The 20293-nt window shown below is 30.9% G+C and carries 21 protein-coding genes; 10 read left to right on the forward strand and 11 right to left on the reverse strand.

The window, feature by feature from the left end:
- Positions 1 to 9 precede the first annotated feature (9 nt).
- Genes pseB through ELQ16_RS05045 form a run of 3 tightly spaced genes read left to right on the forward strand, consistent with a single transcriptional unit; the run spans position 10 to position 3457 of the window.
- Positions 10 to 1014 (forward strand): UDP-N-acetylglucosamine 4,6-dehydratase (inverting), encoded by a 1005-nt coding sequence (pseB, locus tag ELQ16_RS05035; protein WP_134238478.1) that lies wholly within the window; start codon positions 10 to 12, stop codon positions 1012 to 1014.
- Complete coding sequence (pseC, locus tag ELQ16_RS05040; protein ID WP_134238479.1) at positions 1015 to 2145, forward strand: UDP-4-amino-4,6-dideoxy-N-acetyl-beta-L-altrosamine transaminase; 1131 nt, start codon at positions 1015 to 1017, stop codon at positions 2143 to 2145.
- A complete protein-coding gene (locus tag ELQ16_RS05045) occupies positions 2138 to 3457 on the forward strand; it encodes a DUF4910 domain-containing protein (RefSeq protein WP_166739654.1) in 1320 nt (439 codons plus the stop codon). Before pseC ends, ELQ16_RS05045 begins: the two co-directional genes overlap by 8 nt.
- On the opposite strand, the gene ELQ16_RS05050 is transcribed toward ELQ16_RS05045, so the two are convergent.
- Positions 3440 to 4186 carry an AAC(3) family N-acetyltransferase gene (locus ELQ16_RS05050; protein ID WP_134238481.1) on the reverse strand — a complete coding sequence of 249 codons (747 nt, stop codon included), beginning with the start codon at positions 4184 to 4186 and terminating at the stop codon, positions 3440 to 3442. The two genes, ELQ16_RS05045 and ELQ16_RS05050, sit on opposite strands and share 18 nt — an antisense overlap.
- 580 nt (positions 4187 to 4766) lie before the next feature.
- Here ELQ16_RS05050 and pseF point away from each other — a divergent pair.
- The 4 genes from pseF to pseH (ELQ16_RS10280) are packed head-to-tail and all read left to right on the forward strand — an operon-like array spanning position 4767 to position 7910.
- The gene (pseF, locus tag ELQ16_RS05055; RefSeq protein ID WP_134238482.1) at positions 4767 to 5465 is read left to right on the forward strand and encodes a pseudaminic acid cytidylyltransferase; all 699 of its coding nucleotides are present in this window, start codon (positions 4767 to 4769) and stop codon (positions 5463 to 5465) included.
- Entirely contained in the window at positions 5449 to 6270 is an 822-nt protein-coding gene (gene pseG / locus ELQ16_RS05060; protein ID WP_134238483.1) for a UDP-2,4-diacetamido-2,4,6-trideoxy-beta-L-altropyranose hydrolase, read from the forward strand. Before pseF ends, pseG begins: the two co-directional genes overlap by 17 nt.
- Positions 6267 to 6725, forward strand: a complete 459-nt coding sequence (pseH, locus tag ELQ16_RS05065; RefSeq protein WP_134238484.1) for a UDP-4-amino-4,6-dideoxy-N-acetyl-beta-L-altrosamine N-acetyltransferase — start codon at positions 6267 to 6269, stop codon at positions 6723 to 6725. The genes pseG and pseH (ELQ16_RS05065) overlap by 4 nt, the downstream gene beginning before the upstream one ends.
- 36 nt (positions 6726 to 6761) lie before the next feature.
- Complete coding sequence (gene pseH, locus ELQ16_RS10280) at positions 6762 to 7910, forward strand: UDP-4-amino-4,6-dideoxy-N-acetyl-beta-L-altrosamine N-acetyltransferase (RefSeq protein ID WP_243832589.1); 1149 nt, start codon at positions 6762 to 6764, stop codon at positions 7908 to 7910.
- Between the two features lie 31 nt (positions 7911 to 7941).
- On the opposite strand, the gene ELQ16_RS05080 is transcribed toward pseH (ELQ16_RS10280), so the two are convergent.
- Genes ELQ16_RS05080 through ELQ16_RS05110 form a run of 7 tightly spaced genes read right to left on the reverse strand, consistent with a single transcriptional unit; the run spans position 7942 to position 14375 of the window.
- Complete coding sequence (locus ELQ16_RS05080; RefSeq protein ID WP_134238485.1) at positions 7942 to 8505, reverse strand: prepilin-type N-terminal cleavage/methylation domain-containing protein; 564 nt, start codon at positions 8503 to 8505, stop codon at positions 7942 to 7944.
- A 9-nt stretch (positions 8506 to 8514) separates the two neighbouring features.
- On the reverse strand, positions 8515 to 9522 hold the full coding sequence (tsaD, locus tag ELQ16_RS05085; RefSeq protein WP_134238486.1) for a tRNA (adenosine(37)-N6)-threonylcarbamoyltransferase complex transferase subunit TsaD: 1008 nt from the start codon (positions 9520 to 9522) through the stop codon (positions 8515 to 8517).
- Positions 9519 to 10907, reverse strand: coding sequence for a M99 family carboxypeptidase catalytic domain-containing protein (locus ELQ16_RS05090; RefSeq protein WP_134238487.1), 1389 nt, complete (start codon positions 10905 to 10907; stop codon positions 9519 to 9521). Before ELQ16_RS05090 ends, tsaD begins: the two co-directional genes overlap by 4 nt.
- Before the next feature lies 1 nt (position 10908).
- Positions 10909 to 11988, reverse strand: coding sequence for a 1-deoxy-D-xylulose-5-phosphate reductoisomerase (gene dxr / locus ELQ16_RS05095; protein ID WP_134238488.1), 1080 nt, complete (start codon positions 11986 to 11988; stop codon positions 10909 to 10911).
- Positions 11985 to 12713, reverse strand: a complete 729-nt coding sequence (locus ELQ16_RS05100) for a phosphatidate cytidylyltransferase (protein ID WP_134238489.1) — start codon at positions 12711 to 12713, stop codon at positions 11985 to 11987. Before ELQ16_RS05100 ends, dxr begins: the two co-directional genes overlap by 4 nt.
- Before the next feature lie 13 nt (positions 12714 to 12726).
- Positions 12727 to 13068, reverse strand: a complete 342-nt coding sequence (locus ELQ16_RS05105; RefSeq protein WP_134238490.1) for a hypothetical protein — start codon at positions 13066 to 13068, stop codon at positions 12727 to 12729.
- Between the two features lie 2 nt (positions 13069 to 13070).
- Positions 13071 to 14375 (reverse strand): NFACT family protein, encoded by a 1305-nt coding sequence (locus ELQ16_RS05110; protein WP_134238491.1) that lies wholly within the window; start codon positions 14373 to 14375, stop codon positions 13071 to 13073.
- Between the two features lie 88 nt (positions 14376 to 14463).
- On the opposite strand from ELQ16_RS05110, the gene ELQ16_RS05115 reads away from it, so the two are divergent.
- Genes ELQ16_RS05115 through ELQ16_RS05125 form a run of 3 tightly spaced genes read left to right on the forward strand, consistent with a single transcriptional unit; the run spans position 14464 to position 16427 of the window.
- On the forward strand, positions 14464 to 14871 hold the full coding sequence (locus tag ELQ16_RS05115) for a bacteriohemerythrin (RefSeq protein WP_166739655.1): 408 nt from the start codon (positions 14464 to 14466) through the stop codon (positions 14869 to 14871).
- Positions 14872 to 15438 (forward strand): molybdenum cofactor guanylyltransferase, encoded by a 567-nt coding sequence (locus ELQ16_RS05120; RefSeq protein WP_134238493.1) that lies wholly within the window; start codon positions 14872 to 14874, stop codon positions 15436 to 15438. It begins immediately after the preceding gene.
- Positions 15435 to 16427: a phospholipase A gene (locus tag ELQ16_RS05125; RefSeq protein WP_134238494.1), complete on the forward strand. Its 993-nt coding sequence runs from the start codon at positions 15435 to 15437 to the stop codon at positions 16425 to 16427. Before ELQ16_RS05120 ends, ELQ16_RS05125 begins: the two co-directional genes overlap by 4 nt.
- Here the strand turns inward: ELQ16_RS05125 and nrfD are convergent.
- From nrfD to phsA, 3 genes are read right to left on the reverse strand one after another with little or no spacing between them, the layout of a single operon-like run.
- Entirely contained in the window at positions 16424 to 17386 is a 963-nt protein-coding gene (nrfD, locus tag ELQ16_RS05130) for an NrfD/PsrC family molybdoenzyme membrane anchor subunit (protein WP_134238495.1), read from the reverse strand. The two genes, ELQ16_RS05125 and nrfD, sit on opposite strands and share 4 nt — an antisense overlap.
- Positions 17383 to 17952 carry a 4Fe-4S dicluster domain-containing protein gene (locus tag ELQ16_RS05135; RefSeq protein ID WP_134238496.1) on the reverse strand — a complete coding sequence of 190 codons (570 nt, stop codon included), beginning with the start codon at positions 17950 to 17952 and terminating at the stop codon, positions 17383 to 17385. Before ELQ16_RS05135 ends, nrfD begins: the two co-directional genes overlap by 4 nt.
- Positions 17953 to 17958: 6 nt before the next feature.
- Complete coding sequence (gene phsA / locus ELQ16_RS05140) at positions 17959 to 20232, reverse strand: thiosulfate reductase PhsA (protein WP_243832590.1); 2274 nt, start codon at positions 20230 to 20232, stop codon at positions 17959 to 17961.
- Between the last annotated feature and the right edge of the window lie 61 nt (positions 20233 to 20293).

A 20293-nucleotide genomic window follows, 5' to 3' on the forward strand; every position in this document is an offset into this window, starting at 1 on the left:
GGATCTAAAATGTTTAATAATAAAAATATCTTAATCACCGGTGGAACAGGCTCTTTTGGAAAAACTTATACCAAAATTTTATTAGAAAATTATAAGCCAAATAAAATCATTATCTATTCACGTGATGAACAAAAACAATTTGAAATGGCAGGTATTTTCAATGCTTCTTGTATGCGTTATTTTATAGGCGATGTAAGAGATAAAGAGCGCCTAAGCACTGCTATGCGTGATGTAGATTTTGTTATCCATGCAGCTGCTATGAAACATGTACCAATCGCAGAATACAACCCTATGGAGTGCATAAAAACCAATATTAATGGCGCTCAAAACGTTATCGATGCTTGTTTTGAAAATAAAGTTAAAAAATGCATAGCCTTAAGCACTGATAAAGCTTGCAACCCCGTAAATTTATATGGTGCAACCAAACTTGCAAGTGATAAACTTTTTGTTGCAGCAAATAATATAGCTGGTAAAAATCATACTAGATTTAGCGTTACAAGATACGGAAATGTGGTGGGTTCAAGAGGATCTGTTGTACCATTTTTTAAAAAGCTTATTAGCGAGGGTGCAAAAGAATTGCCAATCACTGATACAAGAATGACTCGTTTTTGGATCAGCCTTGAAGATGGAGTTAAATTTGTGCTTAGCAATTTTGAAAGAATGCATGGTGGAGAAATTTTTATCCCAAAAATTCCATCAATGAAAATCACAGATTTAGCTAAGGCAATGGCACCAAATTTAGATCATAAAATCATAGGCATAAGAGCAGGAGAAAAACTTCATGAGATTATGATTTCAAGTGATGATAGTCATTTAACTTATGAATTTAAAAATTATTATGCCATTAGTCCTAGCATTAAGCTTGTTGATAAAGATAATGATTTTAGCATTAATGCTTTAGGCGAAAAAGGTACAAAAGTAAAAGATGGTTTTTCTTACAGTTCAGACAACAACCCACAATGGGCAAGCGAAGCTGAACTTTTAAATATTATTAATCATACCGAAGGTTTTTAAATGCTAACTTATTCTCATCAAAATATCGATCAAAGTGACATAGAAGCAGTAATAAATGCTTTAAAAGATGAAATTTTAACCGGTGGAGCAAAAATAGAAGAATTTGAAAATGCACTTTGTGATTATGTAGGCGTAAAATATGCTTGTGTATTAAATTCAGCCACTTCAGCACTTCATCTTGCTTATACGGCTTTAAATGTAAAAGAAAAAATCGTTCTAACTACCCCACTTACCTTTGCAGCCACTGCAAATGCAGCTTTAATGGCAGGTGCAAAGGTGGAATTTATAGATATAAAAAGTGATGGCAATATCGATGAAAAAAAGCTTGAAGCTAGACTTGCAAAGGATAGTTCCAACATAGGAGCCATCACTGCGGTTGATTTTGGTGGTAATAGCGTTGAAATGGATGAAATTTTAACTTTGGCTAAGATATATAAAATCCCTTTAATTGATGATGCAAGCCATGCTTTAGGAGCAGAATATAAAGGCAAAAAAGTAGGCGCAATGGCTGATTTAAATATCTTTTCTTTTCATCCTGTTAAACCAATTACCACTTTTGAAGGCGGTGCAGTTCTTAGCAATGATAGAGAATTAATAGATAAAATAAAACTTTTAAGAAGCCATGGCATAGTTAAAAAAAGACTTTGGGATAGCGATATGGTCGAGCTTGGTTACAATTATCGCTTAAGCGATGTCGCTTGTGCTTTAGGAATCAATCAGCTTAAAAAACTTGATTTAAATTTAGAAAAAAGAGAAGAAATAGCTAAATTTTATGATAAAGAATTTGAAAAAAATCCTTATTTTTCAACCATAAAAATCAAAGATTATAAAAAAAGCTCAAGGCATTTGTATCCTATTTTACTTTTTCCTGAATTTTATTGTCAAAAAGAAGAAATTTTTGAAAATTTACTTAAAGCTGGAATCGGCGTGCAAGTGCATTATAAGCCTACTTATGAATTTAGTTTTTATAAAAAACTCTTAGGCGAAATGAAACTAGACAATGCGGATAATTTTTATAAAGCAGAACTTAGCATTCCAGCTCATCAAGAAATGAGCTTAAAAGATGCAAAATTTGTAAGAGATACTTTATTTAGCACACTTGAAAAAGTTAAAAAGGACTATTGTGGATAAGCTAGATTTTAGAAGCAAAGAATTTAATCAAACTGGCAAAGCTATGTATGAACTCGCCAAAGAACTTTTTCCTATTCCTAGAAGCATCACAGGGCAAGGATTTAGAGATAGTTTACAAATTTTAAATAAAACTCTGGGGGGGGGTATACTCAAATTTCATTCTGTAAAAAGCGGAACAAAAGTTTTTGATTGGGTAATTCCACCTGAATGGCACATTAATAATGCTTTTATTATAACTCCTAGTGGAGAAAAAATTTGTGATTTTAAAAAGCATAATTTGCACATTTTAAATTACAGCGAAGCAGTAGATAAAGAAGTAAGCTTAGAAGAATTACAAGATCATCTATATTCCATAGAAGAACTTCCAAATGCCATTCCTTATGTGACAAGCTATTATAAAAGGCATTGGGGTTTTTGTATCACACATAATGAAAGAAAAAGGCTAAAGGATGGAATTTATAAGGTTTTCATTGATGCAAAACACAATAAAGAAGGTGTTTTAAACTATGCTGATTTTGTCATTCCAAGCACACAAAATAAAAAAGATGAAATTTTAATCTCAACCTATCTTTGTCATCCTTCCATGGCAAATAATGAAGTAAGCGGTCCTGTGGTAGCGATATTTTTAGCTAAATGGCTGATGAGTTTAAAGAATAGAAAATACAATTATCGCTTTGTAATCGTGCCTGAAACCATAGGAAGCATAGCCTATATACATCAAAATTTAAGCCATTTAAAAAATCATACAAAAGCAGGCTTTGTGCTTTCTTGTATGGGCGATGATAATGCTTACTCGCTTATACATACCCCAAAAGAAAATTCACTAAGTGATAAAGTTGCTTTACACACACTTAAAAATAAAGAGAATTTTAAAGAATTTAGCTTTTTAAATCGTGGGAGCGATGAGAGACAATACAACTCTCCGCTTGTAAATCTTAACATAGCAGGAGTATGTCGCACTAAATATGGAGAGTATAAACAATACCATACTTCAGAAGATGATTTAAATTTTATTTCCAAAAAAGGCTTAATGGGTGGACTTCAAGCTATACAGGAAATCGTTTTAAATTTAGAAATTAATGACATCTATCAAAGTACAACATTTTGCGAACCCAATCTTGGTAAAAGAGGGCTTTATCACACTCTCAACAATGGAGTAAAACAAAAGCCTATTAGTGTTGATTTTTTAGCCTATTGTGATGGCAAAAATGATATTATTGATATAGCCAACATCTTAAATATACAAGCTTATGAAATTAAAGAACTTCTAGAAAAAATTTTAGAATACAAGCTTTTAAGCATAGCTCATTAAATTTTTAGCACCATTCTTTTGAATATCATCAACAATAACCTCATATGCCTTTAATAGGTCAATTTTTTTAATATAAATATTTTCAATTTTTTTAAGTTCCATTACATTTTCTTTTACAAAAAGACTTTCTAGACCATTAACATTGGTTAAAACACCATCTTTACGAACAAACATATCATAAGTTTTCAACTCCGTCTTTCTCTTTTCGTCTGTATATAAAGCCTTAAAACTTTTGTTAAAACGATAGTTTACTTTTAAACATTCTTCTACATAATGCACAAAAGTAAAAGAATGCTGTAAAGGTAAATCTACAATAATCATTTTTGCACCATTTTTATACATAAAATCAAAAGGAGAATTATTATCAAATGCACCTTTATTTTCAAGAGCTATTAATTCTTTTTGAAATTTTCCAGCAACTGCAAATGAATAAATAGGATGTTTTGTTCGTTTAAAATCATTTCTTTTAAGTGCTATATTACCCAAAGCCCCAGTTTGCGATTTTGATTTTAAAATATCATATGCCAATCCTTTGCAAAAATCCCAATTAAAAGTATGTATAGCTAAGGTACCTTTGTGAGTTAACATATCTAAAAGCATATCCAGTAAATTATCCAAAATTTGCCTTTGTTTCTTTTTTTCTTTCTGCAGCAAATGAGTTAAATTACCTGTTAATAATATAAAATCACCCTCATGTATCTCCAAAGTGTTTACAAAATTTTTTAACATTACATTAAACCTTAAAAATATATTTTTATCATTATACTCAAAAATAACTATAAAACTTTCAATAATGATCCGTATTCATAGTTTTTTAAACAAATATGCTAAATTTAGTGAAAAATAGCTTTTATAAAATAGTCGAATAAGACATAAATAAATCATTTATAAAAATTTAGAAATTTTAAGAAATTTAAGCGTTAAAAGCCCTACTCAAAATACTTTTTATTATGCTGCCCAAAAGAATCGGATTATTTCATTTTATTCTCTGAAGGCAACAAGAAATAAAATTTCTTATATACTTTTAGATAAAAAACCTAAAGGAGATAGGAGAAATCATGTAAATTTTTTAAAAACTTAAACTTTTTATTGTCTCAAAAAATACTTCAAGCTTACTTACTCTCTTCATAAAATATTTAAAGACATGTAATTAAAATTTTGTTAAATATGAGATTATAGATAGTACGGATAAATTAAAGAATAAAATATGCTAGAGCAAGGCTTTTTTTATAAAGTCAATATATAAAAAGTTAATACAAATCTCACTTAAACTTTGGTAAAATAAACCATAATTTCCAAAGGAAAAATAATGAAAAATCTTTGTATAATCCCAGCGCGTGGTGGTTCTAAAAGAATTCCAAAGAAAAATATCATTGATTTTTTAGGAAAACCTTTAATTGCTTATAGCATAGAAAATGCTTTAAGTTCTGATATTTTTGATGAAGTAATTATCTCAAGCGATGATGAGGAGATTATAAAAATAGCGTGCAAATACGGCGCAAAAGCTCCTTTTGTTCGTGATAAAAACTTAAGCGATGATTATACTTCTAGCACAGCAGTGATTAAAAATGCTATCGAAATTTTAGCCCAAAAAGGGCAATTTTATGACAATATCTGCGCCCTTTATGCTACCGCCCCATTAATTGATAGTGAAATTCTAAAAAAGGCTTTTGAAAAATTTTTAGACAATAAAAGTGAATTTTTGTTTAGTGCTAGTGAGTTTGATTACCCTATACAAAGGGCTTTTTATTTAGATGAAAAAAATCAAGTTTATATGTTTGATGAGAGTTTTTATAAAAGCCGCTCGCAGGACTTAACTAAGGCCTATCATGATGCTGGAGCTTTTTATTTTGGCAAAAATAAGGCTTGGCTTGAAAATGATTTTTTATTTAAACCCTACTCTAGTGTGTATTTACTACCGCGGAATTTGGTTTGCGATATTGATACCTTAGAAGATTTAGAATTTGCAAAGATACTTTATAAGGTGAGTTATGAAAGTTCTTTTTAGAAGTGATAGCTCTAGCCAAATAGGTTTTGGACATATCAAACGCGATCTTGTTTTAGCTAAACAATACAATGATGTAAGCTTTGCCTGTATCGCACTAGAAGGCTCTTTGATTGATGAAATTCCTTATCCTGTTTATGAGCTTACAAGCTCTAGTATATATGAGTTAATCAATCTTATCAAGGCTGAGAAATTTGAACTTTTAATCATCGATCATTATGATATTGGCTATGATGATGAAAAACTCATAAAACTTGAAACTGGTATTAAAATTTTAAGTTTTGATGATACTTTTAAAGCCCACTATTGTGATATTTTACTAAATGTTAATGCTTATGCAAAAGCGAGCGATTATAAAGATTTAGTGCCTTTTAGATGCGAGTTAAGATGCGGATTTTCCTATGCTTTAATTCGTGATGAATTTTACAAAGAAAGTAAGATAAAAAGAGAAAAAATTTGGGACTATTTTATCTGTATTGGTGGTACAGATATTAAAAATTTATCCGCAAAAATCGCTTCTGATTTTAGTGAAGAGAAAAAAATTCTTATTGCAACAAGTAACTCAAATAAAAATTTAAAAAAACTCCAAAAATTTGTTCAAAATCACCCAAATATCACATTAACCATTGATAGCGACAATTTAGCAAAATTAATGAATGAAAGCAAAAAACTTATCATTTCAGCGAGCTCTTTAGTCAACGAAGCTCTAATTTTAAAAGCAAATTTTAAAGCAATTTGCTGTGCCAAAAATCAAGAAAAAATAGCCAAATGGCTTGCACAAAAAGGCTATGAGGTGGATTTTCTATGATTGAGCTTAAAAATTTTACTCAACTTGACGCGCAAGAAATAAAACTTGTTTATGAATGGCGCAATCATGAAAAAATTTCCCAATTTATGAAAAATAAAAATTTTAGTTTTCAAGAACACTTAGATTTTATCAATAAATTAAAAAATGATCTGAGTAAAAAATATTTTTTAGTAAGTCAAAATAGTGATTTTATAGGCGTTATAGATTTTATCAATATCACTCTAAAAACTTGCGAATTTGGGCTTTATTCAAATCCCAATTTAAAAGGTATGGGACAGATTTTGATGAATGAAATTAAAAAATATGCCTTTGAAATTCTAAAAGTGAAAAATCTAAAAGCTTGTGTTTTTAAGGAAAATGAAAGGGCTTTAAATTTATATTTGAAAAATGATTTCACTATAACTAAAAAGGATGAAAATATGTTTTATGTAGAACTTTCACGGGGGGGGGGATAAGATAATTTTTATGTCTCCTTATTTAAAGGCAGCATAATGAAAATTGCTATTTTAACTTCACCCAAACAATGGTTTATCCCTTACGCAAAAGAACTTCAAAAGCTTATTAATGCCGATCTTTTTTATGATCATAAAGAAATTTTTAATTATGAAATTGTCTTTATACTCTCTTATCACAAAATTATCGATAAGAAATTTTTACAACAAAATAAGCATAATATTGTTATTCATGCTTCAAATTTACCCCAAGGAAAAGGTTGGTCGCCTTTGTTTCACCAAGTGATTGAAGGTAGAGATGAAATTGTTTTTTCTGTATTTGAAGCTGATGAAAAAGCCGATAATGGCGATATTTACCTACAAAAAACATTGATTTTAAATGGTTTAGAATTATATGAAGAGCTAAGAGAAAAACAAGCCAGATTTTGCCTAGAATTGTGCGTTGATTTTTTGAAACTCTATCCTAACATTAAAGCGCAAAAGCAAAAAGGCAAAGAAAGTTTTTATCCAAAACGCAGCGCAAAAGACAGTGAATTGGATATCAATAAAAGCATCAACGAGCAATTTAATCTTTTAAGAACTACAAGCAATGAAGAATTTCCAGCATTTTTTTACAAAGATGGTAAAAAATTCATACTTAAAATTTATACTCAAAATTCTTTTGATACTTCAGTACAAACAACTGAGGGGGGGGGGATAAAGATAACTTTAGAAAATTTTATCCATCTTAACAAATATAAAAAAGAACAAATTAGACGCTTAAGAAATCTTCCGCAAATTAAAAAATATCTTTATCATCAACATTTTATTAGTAAAAATGAACACAAAAATTTCATTAAAAGACTAAGAACAACAAATCAAAAAATTTATTTTTGTCTTAGTGTAAAAAATCAAATTCTAGGAAGTATAAATTTTCATTTTAAAGATGCTAGTAGTATAGAATTTGGTTTTTACTCAAATCCTTATTCTAAGGTTAGCGGAATAGGCAGAATTTTAGAACAAATTAGTATTTACTATGCTTTTTATATCTTACAAGCAAAAACACTTTATTTAGAGGCCTTTAGAGAGAACTTGCAGGTAATCAATTTGCATAAAAAATTTGGCTTTGTGGAATTTTATAGCGAAAACGAAAAAATCATAAAAATGCAACTTAAAAAACATTTAATAAGCACAAAAGTAAAAAATTAAATAATTTTACTTTTGTTTGATTATTTTTAAATCAATTTAAAATATAAACCTTACTTGCCAAGTCTTTAAAAGCTTTAGAACCCACAAAACTAACACAAGTTTTATTGCTTGAATTTGCTTTAAAATTTGCATTAGATAATGCTATCATTGCTGAATTTAGCGCATCTTGTTTGCTTTTATTGCTTGGATCGAATAAAGCTTCACTTTGCGCAGCTGCAACATTTTCAATCAAAATCTTACTTTCTTCATCTGCTGAAATTCCCAAAACCACCACATTATCCTTAGGCACAAAAACCAAATTTACGCAAGCTTCCTCGCCAGCTACTTTAAATTTCACACTCGTTGTTGCATTGATATTTCCTAAATCCACGCTTTCAAGATCTGCAACATTGCTCATTACCCTTGTATTTGCCAAACTATCATTTTTCAAAGCATATAAAGTAATATCACCAATAGCGGTTTTTAAATTACTAGCACTTTTGCTAAGCTCGGCATTATCCTTGCTAGAACTTAATTTTGGCAAAGCAATGGCTGCTAAAATCCCTAAAATAACAATCACAAAAATTAATTCTAAAACACTAAAACCTTTTTTCATATCCTTCCTTTATAAAATGGTAAAATTTGTATTTTTGGGACTTAAAATTTCACTTTTAAAATCCGTAAATTCTTCTCTAACATACGCATCACAAGCCGCTCTTGCTATCATTAAAGCATTATCAGAACAATACTCAAGCGGAGCGAGTTTAAGGTCGCAAGAAAATTTAGAACAAAGTTTTTCTATACTTTGACGCAATTTTAAATTTGCACTCGCGCCGCCAACTATACCAAAATTTTGAAAATTATAAATTTTAAAAATTTTTTCAAGTTTATTTAAAATATGCAAAATTGCAGCTTCTTCAAAGGCAAAAGCGATTTCACTTTTGATCTCTTCATCTAATTTTTCATACTTTAAAATCTCAAGTCTGACAGCATTTTTAAGCCCTGAAAAACTATAGTTTAACTCCTTAGAATGTAGCATTGGAACACTAAAATGCAAAGATTTTGTTTTAGCTTTTTTTGCAAGATTTTCAATGATTGCGCCACCTGGATAGCCTAGATTCATCATTTTAGCTACTTTATCAAAGCTTTCACCAAAACTATCATCATTTGTTGAAGCTAAAGTATGAATTTTAGCCTTTTCATCCACATACAAAACCATAGTATGACCCCCACTTACAAGCAAAATTCCCATATTCAAACACACTTTTTCTTCTAAAAATAAAGAATAAATATGTCCTTTAAGATGATTGATGCTTATAAGAGGCAATTTAAGACTTAAAGCCAAAGTCTTTGCCATAGTTATACCGCCAATTAAACTCACACTTAAACCTGGCTCATTCGTTACTGCTATGGCGCACAATCTTGGAAAATAATCCTTGCATTCTTCTAAAATTTTTGGCAAAGCCGCCGTATGAAGTCTAGCAGCAAGCTCAGGTACAACGCCTCCATACAAAGAATGTTCACTTTCTTGGGAAATTTTCTTATGAAAAATACAAGCATAAGTATCCTTACAAATAATGGCAATGGAACTATCATCACAAGAACTTTCAATAGCAAGAATTAAATTTTTCATTCAAATTCCACTAAAATAGAACCCAGAAACTTATCTTTTTTTTGAATGATTTCAAGTTCATTTTTAGAAAGCTTAGGAGGATTTTTGATGATTTTTGTAAATTCTTCTTTAACTTTGTTTTGTTTTAAATTTGCATTTCTTAATTCATAAAGTTCTATTCTAAAAATCTTTCCTGCTTCATCTATGGAATATTTTTCCTGCATTTGATTTTTGTTGATTAAAATTTCACTTTCATCAGCCCCTATATCAAGCCCGATAACATTAGCTCTTACGCCTTTAATTCTAGGAATTTTAAAATTGTTTTTCACAACAATTTTACTTGCAAAAGGTACTTTTGTTTTTTCACCATCAATAATCATAGTAATTTTATTTAAAGCATTGCTGAATTCAAAATACTCAGGATAAAGCCTTGTTTGAAAACGATTTCCATATTGAATGAAAAATGATTCTCCTTCCGAAAGAACCGCGGTAATTTCATTACTTGTTTGGTAATTTAAACTTTGATTAATAGGCGTTGGCAAGTAACTCAAACTGTCTCTTGGTTTTTTTAAGGTAAGTAAAATTTTATCATTAAAAAGTTTAACTTCAAGCTCTTTATTAATCACTTCATAAACCCCTTGCGGAGTAAGTTCAAAACTTCTTTCAAACTCAATTCCAGCGGTTTTAAGATAAGCTTCAATCGCCAAAAGATGATAATAAGCCCTTAAGTGTACTGGCAAAGATTTACTTGCCTCATTAGCAAAAGCAGCTTTTTTATTTGAAATAACAAAATAAGTCAAAGCTTTTAGCATCTCCGTATCGTCATCTTCTTTTGTATTAGTATTTTTAAGATGATATTGATGTTTTGGATCAACTAAAGCGAGATTAATATTATCAACAGTGTTTTGAGCTATGTGTTCAAGCTGATTATATTTACTTGCATTAATTTCCCTTGTGTCAATAATGCTTGAATTTCCCCAACGCTTAGGATTGAGCTCTGAATTGATAAAAGCTGGTCTATAAAAACCACTGCCATCGTGAAGATTAATCACCATTCCAACTTCATCTTGTAAAATAAGTTTTTTAATTCTTTCAACCGTATGATAATCAGGATCATTAAAATTAATATCTGCAAATTTGCGATTTAAATCTCCATTTTCACCCCTACCTCTTTTAATAATGCTTTCAAAAGCAAGATTAGGCGCAACGATGATTTTACCTTTAGTAATATTATAATCACTTATAAGCAAGCTTGCCGCGTGAAATCCCCCTGGCTCATCGCCTTGTATACCACCAAAAATCACAACCGTATTATTATCATCTAAACTTTTTCCTTTTTGTGTTACAGTAAAATCAAGTCCAAAAAGCGTAATAGCATATACTAAAAAGAAGACTATTTTCCTCATTCTAAACCTTTGCATTGCAAAATTCTCTAACCTTTGTATCAATTTCAAAAACCTCTTCTAGACTTTGTATTTTTAAAGTGCCAAAACAATCTAAAGCCTTAAAAATGCCTCTTGAAATATCTAAAAATCCGCATTCTGAATTTAAAAATCTACGAACTAAAACTTCATTAGCACCATTGATTATAACTCCCAAATCAGGATTTTTTAAAATTTCATTTTTCAAAGAAAATATAGGATATTTCTTAAGATTAATTGAGTGGAATTTTAAACTAGGAAGTTTAACAAAATCAATATTTTGAAGAATTTTTTTATCATAAGTCTCAAAAAGCGCTTGAGAAATAGCAAGTTTCATATCAGGATAAGAAAAATAAGCCGTGCTAGAGCCATCTTCAAATTCGCACATTGCGTGCACCAAAGATTTTGGTTCTATCAGTGCATCTATATCCTTAAAACCATAAAGATGGTAGGCTTCAAGAATTTCAAAAAGCTTGTTTGCCATTGTGGCGCTATCTATGGTGATTTTTGCACCCATAGACCAATTAGGATGCTTTAAAGCCATTTTCGCATCTACTTTTTCTAAGTCAGTAATTTTTAAGCCAAAAGTAGCGCCGCCACTTGCTGTAATATAAAGCTTTGAAATGTTATTTTTATGATTTTGAAGCAAAAATTTCAGCGCCGCATGCTCACTATCAATAGGTCTTATATTCATATTTTGCAAGAATTTGCCTGCCACCACTAGGCTTTCTTTATTAGCCAAAGCTAAGGTTTTACCTAGCTCTTTGCTTTTTAAACTTGTTCTAAGTCCCGCAAAACCCACAATGGCATTGACAACAAAATCATCTTCGCACTCTTGTAAAATTTTCTCCAAACCCTTTTGTCCGACAAAAACTTTTTTATGTTTAACAAGGCTTTTATTTTTTTCATTTTTAATGCAAACAAATTGCGGCTTAAACGCTTCGATTTGCTCATTTAATAAAGCGATATTATTCCCGCACGATAAAGCCGAAATTTTAATATTATATTCTTTGGCAAGTTTTAGGGTATTAACACCTATACTGCCAGTGCTTCCAAAAACTATCATAATAAAGCAACCATTACAAACGCAGCAATCATCACGGCATCAATCCTATCTAAAATCCCCCCATGTCCTGGTATTAAATCTCCACTATCCTTTACCCCAGCTTCGCGCTTAAAATAACTCTCTAATAAATCTCCAATCACCGCAAAAACACCCACCAAAAAAGAACAAAGCAAAGCTAAGCCAAAATCATACACAAAAACACCCACAATAGTGCCAAGAATGCTCGCGCAAATAAGCCCACCAATAACGCCTTCCATAGTTTTATTTGGACTTGTTTGCGAAAAAGGCGTTTTACCTATCATTTTTCCTATAAAATAAGCTCCGCTATCACAACTTGCTACAATTACAATCAACCAAAACAAAGCAAACATTCCATGGGACAAATAAACCTGCCAAAGCGCTAAAATAGGTAAAACCGGATAAATATAAATTAAAGCGAGTTTTAAATTTGAAGCCTTTTTATAAACCAAATATCCCACAACAAGCAACAAAAACAAAACTCCAATCAATAAAGCCTTGCCAGAAAAAGAACCCAAAATAAAGCAAAGCAGAGCAAACCACACATTAGCATTTTCAAGCCCAAAGAGCTTTTGTGCTTCTTCAAAAGCAAAATACAATAAAGCTCCAAAGATAATAAAATTCACCACAAACTGATCGATTAAAGCAACCACCAGCACCGCAAATACCATAATTACACCCGAAATAATCCTTGTTTTGTTAAACATTAAATTCCTTTTTTTAAATACTGATATCTAAATGATGAAGTTTTTGCGCACTCTTAAAGGATGCTTCATCTTCACTTTGTTCTTCATCTTCTTGATTTTCTTGTCCTTCTTCGTCTTGTTTTTCTTTGTGGCGTTTCTTTTCCTCTTCATCAGCCCTTTCTTTTACCTCTTCATTAATCTCATGGCTTTTAGCCACTTTTTCTAACTTATCAACAACTTTTTCTTTTTGAGTAAATTCATTCAAATTTGCAAGTGCTGCAAAACTTTCTTTTGCAAGTTCATTACCCACTTGAGTTGCAGGCAAGGCAGCGTTTTGATTAACAAAATTGAGATTTCCAATAGGCGAAACAGGCATACTTACTCCTTTAAAACGCTTATGGTTTTGTAATTTATATAATTTACAAAAGCCTTTTCTCTAATTTTAACAAATTTTTTACTGGTATAGTCAACCAAATAATTTCCTTGATTTAAATTCGAAAAATTCACACAAATTTTTGCCCCAAAATTCAAAACCTCATCGCTAACATTTAATTTATTAGAAATGATAAAAACATGAGCACTTGGACGATCTTTTACATGCATCCAGATATCATCCTTTTTGGCTTTTTGCAATAAATACTGATTTGCTTTCTCATTTTTACCCACGCAAATTTTAAATTCATTAAAGTAAAAACTTACAACGCCCATATTTGCTTCTTCTTTTTTAACCGCAAAAGTTTTTTTAGGCAATAAAATTTCTAATTCAAAAATTGACTTTGCTTGTAAAATTAATCCCAAAAGCTCTTGCATAGTATTTAACTTGTCTAAAAGATTATCTCTTTGAATTTGTATATTTTTAGCTTTTTGTTTTAATTTTTTAGCTATTTTATAAAACTGATTAGCACTATTTTTAGGACTTTGATCAAGTTTAAATTCCATCATTTTACCTTCAAAATCACACAAGGTAAATTCTCGCTCAAAATCTTTTAAATTATACAAATTCGCAAACAAAATATCCGCCTTTTTCGTATAAGACTTAGCCAATTCATTTAAATCTTCCTCTTTGTCTAAATCTTGCAAATTTTGCTCCAAATTAGCAATTTTTTTACGAATTTGCATTGCTTTGTTTTCTTTACAAATTATTAAATCTTTAGCATATAATTCCTCAAATTTATTTTTAAAATACGCATCAAAATCTTCAATTTTTATAAAATTTTCATCCATTTTAAAAGGCTTTAAAGGGATAAGTTTTTGCCCTACCTTAACTATTCTATAGCTTTTATCAATATGTCTTAAAGCTTCGATGATAATATCTTTTTCATCAGTTATAATAACATTAGTATTTTTACCCGTAAATTCAAAATAAATTTTGCTTGAAAAACTTTTATAAGACTTCTCTATATGAGTGTGAAAAACTAAAATTCTATTATCTTTTACAAGCTCTACCTTGTCAATTTTTGCCCCACAAAAGTATTTTTTTAACATAAAATCAAAAGGTGCACTATAATTTTTTGCTTGCAAATTTGCGCAAAATATGCTTCCTAAGCCTCTTTTAAGACTAAATATAAATCTTTTTTTATCAAGACAAAGCTCTAAAACATTATCATCAATGCGTTTGATAAAATCGATTTTTTTATAATTTTGTAAATAATTTCCAATTTGTAAAAGTTCAGTATATTTCATAAGTGTTATTATAAGATAAAAATGTAAGTAATATTTTTTTATGGTAAAATATATTAAAAAATTATCTTCAAAATCTTTAAGGAAAACAATGGTTCCTGAGTGGGATAGTGCCTATGCGATTGGCAATAGTTTCATTGATGCACAACATAAAAAATTTTTTGATATGGCAAAAAATGTTGAAGAAGCTTTTTTTGATTCTGTTTCCAGAGAGAAAATAAAGGAATTATTGCAAGAATTATTTGTTTATATGAAAACACATTTTAAAGATGAAGAAGAATTGATGAAAAAAATTCATTATCCTAAATATGATGAGCACATTCTTGCCCACAAAAATATTATTGGAAAAATGGTTAAAACAATTCAAAATGCCAAAAGCACAAACGATCTTAAAGAATCCTTGTATAATATCACGCAAAAATGGCTTTTAAATCATATTTTGGAAGAAGATATGCAAATAGAACAACATATTCAAAATCTAAAAAACAAAAGCGATTAAATGTTAAAAAACTGTGTTATTTTATGCGGCGGAAAATCAAGTCGTATGGGGCAAGATAAAAGTCTTTTAAAAATTGGTTCTAAGAATTTAACTCAAATTCAAGTGGAAAAATTTTCCAAATTTTTTGAGTATGTTTTTGTCAGTGCCAAAAATGATAAATTCAATAAAGAATTTAAAATCATACAAGATGATCTAAATTATCCTTTGCATTCTCCTATGCTTGCGCTTTATTCGATCTTAAAAAATTTCAAAAATGAATTTGTTTTTATCATTAGCGTGGATAGCCCTTGCATTGGTTTAGAAGAAATTTCTAAAATGGCTGAATTTTTAGAACAAGATTATAAAATTATCATAGCAAAAAGTAAAAATTACAAACACTCATTGTGTGGTTTTTATCACAGTGATTTAGCAGATGTTTGCAAAAATTTACTCGATCAAAACGAACAAAAAATTCAACTTTTATTTTCTAAAGTTAAGACTAAATTTGTAGAATTCGAAGATGAAAAGCCTTTTTTGAATCTGAATTTTTACGATGAATTCCAAAAATACAAAAGCGAGTGTGAATGAAAAAAATAATCATAATTTTATCTTGTAATATCATTTTATGGGCAAATGACTATCAAAAAGCCCTAGAATATGAAAAAAATGGCGACTATCAAAAAGCGATGCAAATTTATAAAAAACTTGCTGAAGACAAACTAGGCATTCAAGAAAAAAATGCGATACAAAATAAGCAAATTCAAGACAAAACCGCCTTAACTCAAGAAAAAAACAAAAAGTCTCAAAAAGAAGACTTTACTAAAATTGCTTTAGCAAATTATTTAGGCAAAGATGAGGCTTTTAATCCTTTTGGAATTAGCTCACATCAAATGAACTATTTTATGCCTTTTTCTTATAATTTTTCTAAAGTTGCACCCAATCAAAATAAATCAGAAATCAAATTTCAAATCAGCATAAAAAAACGCCTTTTTGATAATATGCTAAATTTAGGCGAGTCCTATTATATCGCTTACACTCAAACTTCGTGGTGGCAAGCTTATAATCACTCTTCTCCTTTTAGAGAAAATAATTATAAACCAGAATTTTTTGTTAATTTTCCTATGCAGCTTGAAAAACTTCCTTGGATGCAAAATGTAAGGCTTGGAATTTTACACGAATCAAATGGCAAAAGCGATGAGAGCTTAGAGTCGCGTTCTTGGAATAGAATTTATCTTAGTTCCGTATTTTTAAAAGATAGATTTTTAATTGCACCAAGAGTTTGGTTGCGAATACCGGAAAATGAAAAAGATGATGATAATCCAGATATTGAAAAGTATTTGGGAAATTTCGATCTTAATATGGCTTATTTAGGAAAAGATTTTTTTATCAATGCTATGGTAAGAAACAATCTTAGAACAAGTTCAAATAAAGGTGCAGTGCAAATTGATATAGGCTATGATTTATTTGATAATGGAATCTTTTGGTATGTGCAGTATTTTAATGGTTATGGCGAGAGTTTGATTGATTATAATAAATATGTCAATAAACTCTCAACCGGTTTTTTAATATCCTATTAAGCTCCCAAATAAAGCTGTCCCGCATAGAGTATATACATTCTTAAAGCAAATACTCCCAGCATAATAGAAATTGAATTTAAGAGTATAAAATTCACCTTATAAGCGTGATTTTTTAAAGCAGTAAGTGCAATCACACTTGGGATCACAACACTAAAACCAACCACACAAACCCAAAAAATCATAGCCCAAGAGCCTTCACTTAAAGCACTAAGTGCTACCAATGCTTTATCCCCGCCTTGAAAATAAAGTCCAACAAATAAAGCAAACAAAAGCAAAGATTCAATAGGAATAACCCTTAAATCCATCGTTAAAAGATACTTGGTTTTTTCTTTAGAAACTTCTTCTGAAAATAACAAAATTCCAAAACAAATACAAGCCGCAATTCCGCTTGATAAACCACTGGCTAAAAATAAAATTGGCAAAATCGGACTATTATAAAGCGGATAAGTTTGAATGGCAGAAAGTAAAAAGCCTGTATATACACCAACTCCGCCCGCTAAAGCAAAAACAAGTCTTCCAAACCAAAGCGAATTTTTCTCTAAAAAATCAAGCACTCCGCCAAATAAATTCATCACAGGCCATAAAAAACTTTTAGACAAAGTAAGTCTAAAACGCAAAATTGCATAAATTGCACATAAAGGAGTATAAAAAAGCAAAAGCAAAACACCTAAAGACATTACGGATTTAAGATTATAATGAATTAAAAGTTGATAAAAATTTAAAGGTTTTGTCAAATCAAAAATCAATACAATCAAACCTACAATTATCGTAATAGGTGCGATCAAAACCCCAGCCTTAACAAAAGCATCCCAAGGTGCTTTGCGTTTAGGATTCATCCATTCTACACTTAAAGCCGTCATCATAGCACCTGAAGAAAGTCCCGCCAAAAATAAATAAAGTGCGATAGGCCAATGCCACACAATAGCATTTACGCTTTCATTTCCCCAAATTTCATTCATAGCTTTATTTCCCCTTTCTTATTCGGTATAGTAAAAAGTTTTGGTTTTGTTCCCAAATGTTCTTTTTTCCTTGTGAAATTTTTCTTTGATAGAATTTCATAAATAGGATCATTCATATTATCCAAATCTCCAAAAACCAAAGCATCTGTAGGACAAACACTCACACACGCTGGTTCTCCATGTAATTTTAAATGTGTATCTTTGCAAAAATTGCACTTATCAGGAACTTTAGTTTGCGGATTTAAAAATCTAGCATGATAAGGACAAGCACTGATACAATACAAGCACCCTACGCATTTATTTGCATCAATATCCACAATACCATTTTCATCCATAAAAGAAGCATGAGTTGGACAAACACTAACGCAAGGTGTATTCTCACACATTTGACAAGAAAATCTTTCATAATCAAAAGCCAAATTTGGAAACACGCCTTTAGGACCTTGAATTTTAACTTGGAGTCTATAAAGCCCTTCTGGAACTTTATTTTCGCTGCGACAGGCGATAGAGCAAGATTGACAGCCTATACATTTTTGAGAATTAAAAACCATTGCATATTTCATTATTAGCTCCTATATTTTTTCTATATCAACACCTATGGTATGGACATTATTGCCACTCACAGGAGAAATAATATTTTTTAAAAGATGACTTGCACTCATTCCTTTGCCATAAGAAATTTCTTGCCACTTGCTCGTATGTCCAAAACCAAAATACGCAAACAAAGTATCCTCTCTAATACCGACTGTAGGCAATACTTGTGCAATTTGTTCTCCAACTTCACTTTTAATTTTTATACTATCACCTTTTTTGAGTCCAAGCTTATTTGCAACATTTTGATTGATCCACACGGCATTATTATCCATTAAATCATTAAGCCATGGAACATTAGCTGTATGCCCATTTGTATGCACAGCAACTTTGCCTTGTATAAAATAAAACTGCGAATCGCCTTTTAATTTAGGATCATTGTATTTTAAAGCTCCGCGCCCACAAGCTTGCTCTAAAACCTCATCAAAAAGCTCTATTTTCCCGCTTTTTGTTTTACATTTTAGAATTTCGCTAAATTCTCCATCTTCATCTAAAAATTGTTTAGAATTTGGATATTTTTCTACAAATTTTGCAATACTTTCTTTATCGCGTGCTAAAAGCGGTATGCCATAACTTGTTAAGCCTTTGCTTTTTAGCTCATAAATTTCTTCAGGATATTCATAAGCTTGTTGCATTCTAAAATCTTCAATATCTTTGTAAGGAAATAAGTCACCAAAGCCCATTTTTTGTGCTAATTCTTTATAAATTCTCCACGAAGCTCTTGTATCGCCTATAGGCTCTACTACCTTTTGACGCACTTGATAGCCAGGATTTTTGCCGTCATCAGATAAGAAGTGCTCATCTCTTTCTAAATAAGTTGATTCTGGCAAAATAATATCCGCATATTGTGCACTATCACTCATATAAACATCTACGCATACAAACAAATCGAGTTTTTTAAGCGCTTTCACCACTTCATCTGAATTACTTACAGTCATCACTGGATTTGATCTTGTAATCCAAAGCCCGTGTATTGCATAAGGTTTTTCACTCAAAATAGTCTCATAAACCTTACTATAAATTCCTCTGGTTTTTGGAATTTTGCTAAATTCTCCACCTTTAATATCCACTCCATCAATGCGTGGCTCATTTGGCTCGGGCACTTTTGGTAAAATAGAACCCTTAATAATTGGAGCAACCTTTTGACCTGCGATTTTATTATACAAAGCAGCACCCTTAGGAAAATACAAACCGCCTTTAGTTTCTATATTTCCAAGCAAAGCATTAGCAATAGCAATGGCTCTTCTAAATTCTATTTCTTCTGGAGTAAAAGTTGCTCTATGACCAAAATCAATCATACAATGTGGCGCATAAGAAGCACACTCTCTAGTCAAAGAAATGATTTTTTCCGCACTAACATCGCATTCTTTAGCCATACGCTCTGGAGTATAATCCTTAATACTTTCTTTAAGTTTTTCAAAACCTACAGTGTATTTTTGAACGAATTTTTTATCATAAAGCTCTTCAAAAATTAAAGTATGGATAAAAGCCATCATAAACGCAGCATCACTACCTGGGCGAATAGGTATCCACTCATCTGCTTTAGAAGAAAGAACCGAAAAACGAGGATCTAAGGAAATAAGTCTACATCCCTTTTCTAAAGCCTTAGTAACTCCTCTTGCATAAGAGATTACCATACCTTCATAAACATTATGTCCAAAATTTAACATAAATTTACAATCTGCGAAATCTCTACTAAGCGAACCATTACCATAAACACTTGCCAAAGCTGTCGCATAACCAGAAGGACAGGTATTGCCGTGATCAAAAATATTTGGCGTACCAAAACCATAGGCAAATTGATTCATAAAAGTTTGATCAGGTCCTGTTTTACTCGCAAAAGCCACACTTTTAGCACCGTGTTTTTCTTTAATTTCTTTGAGCTTAACACTAATGTACTCATAAGCTTCATTCCAGCTTACTTCTTTAAATTTACCCTCACCCCTTTGACCTACACGCATCAAAGGTTTTACTAAACGCTTAGGATCCACAAGCTGACTTACACCCGATCCTCCTCTAGCACAAATTCCACCCTCTGTTGCTTTAGAATAAATATTGCCTTGAATAAAAACCCTATTATTCTCATCAACCCTTGCCTCTATAGGACAACGAGTGCTACACATTTCGCAAATGCTTTTAACAAATTTTTGAGAACCTTTAAGCTTACCTTCAAAAGCACCAAGCATTCCCGGCATACTTAAAACCGCAGAACTTAGCCCTACACCCTTAAGAAAATCGCGTCTATGAATACCCACACAAACTCCTTTCACTTGCAATAAACTTAATTAAAGTATAGCACTTTTTCAAACTTTGGTA

It is taken from the genome of Campylobacter sp. US33a (assembly GCF_004378855.1).
GTDB lineage: Bacteria > Campylobacterota > Campylobacteria > Campylobacterales > Campylobacteraceae > Campylobacter_D.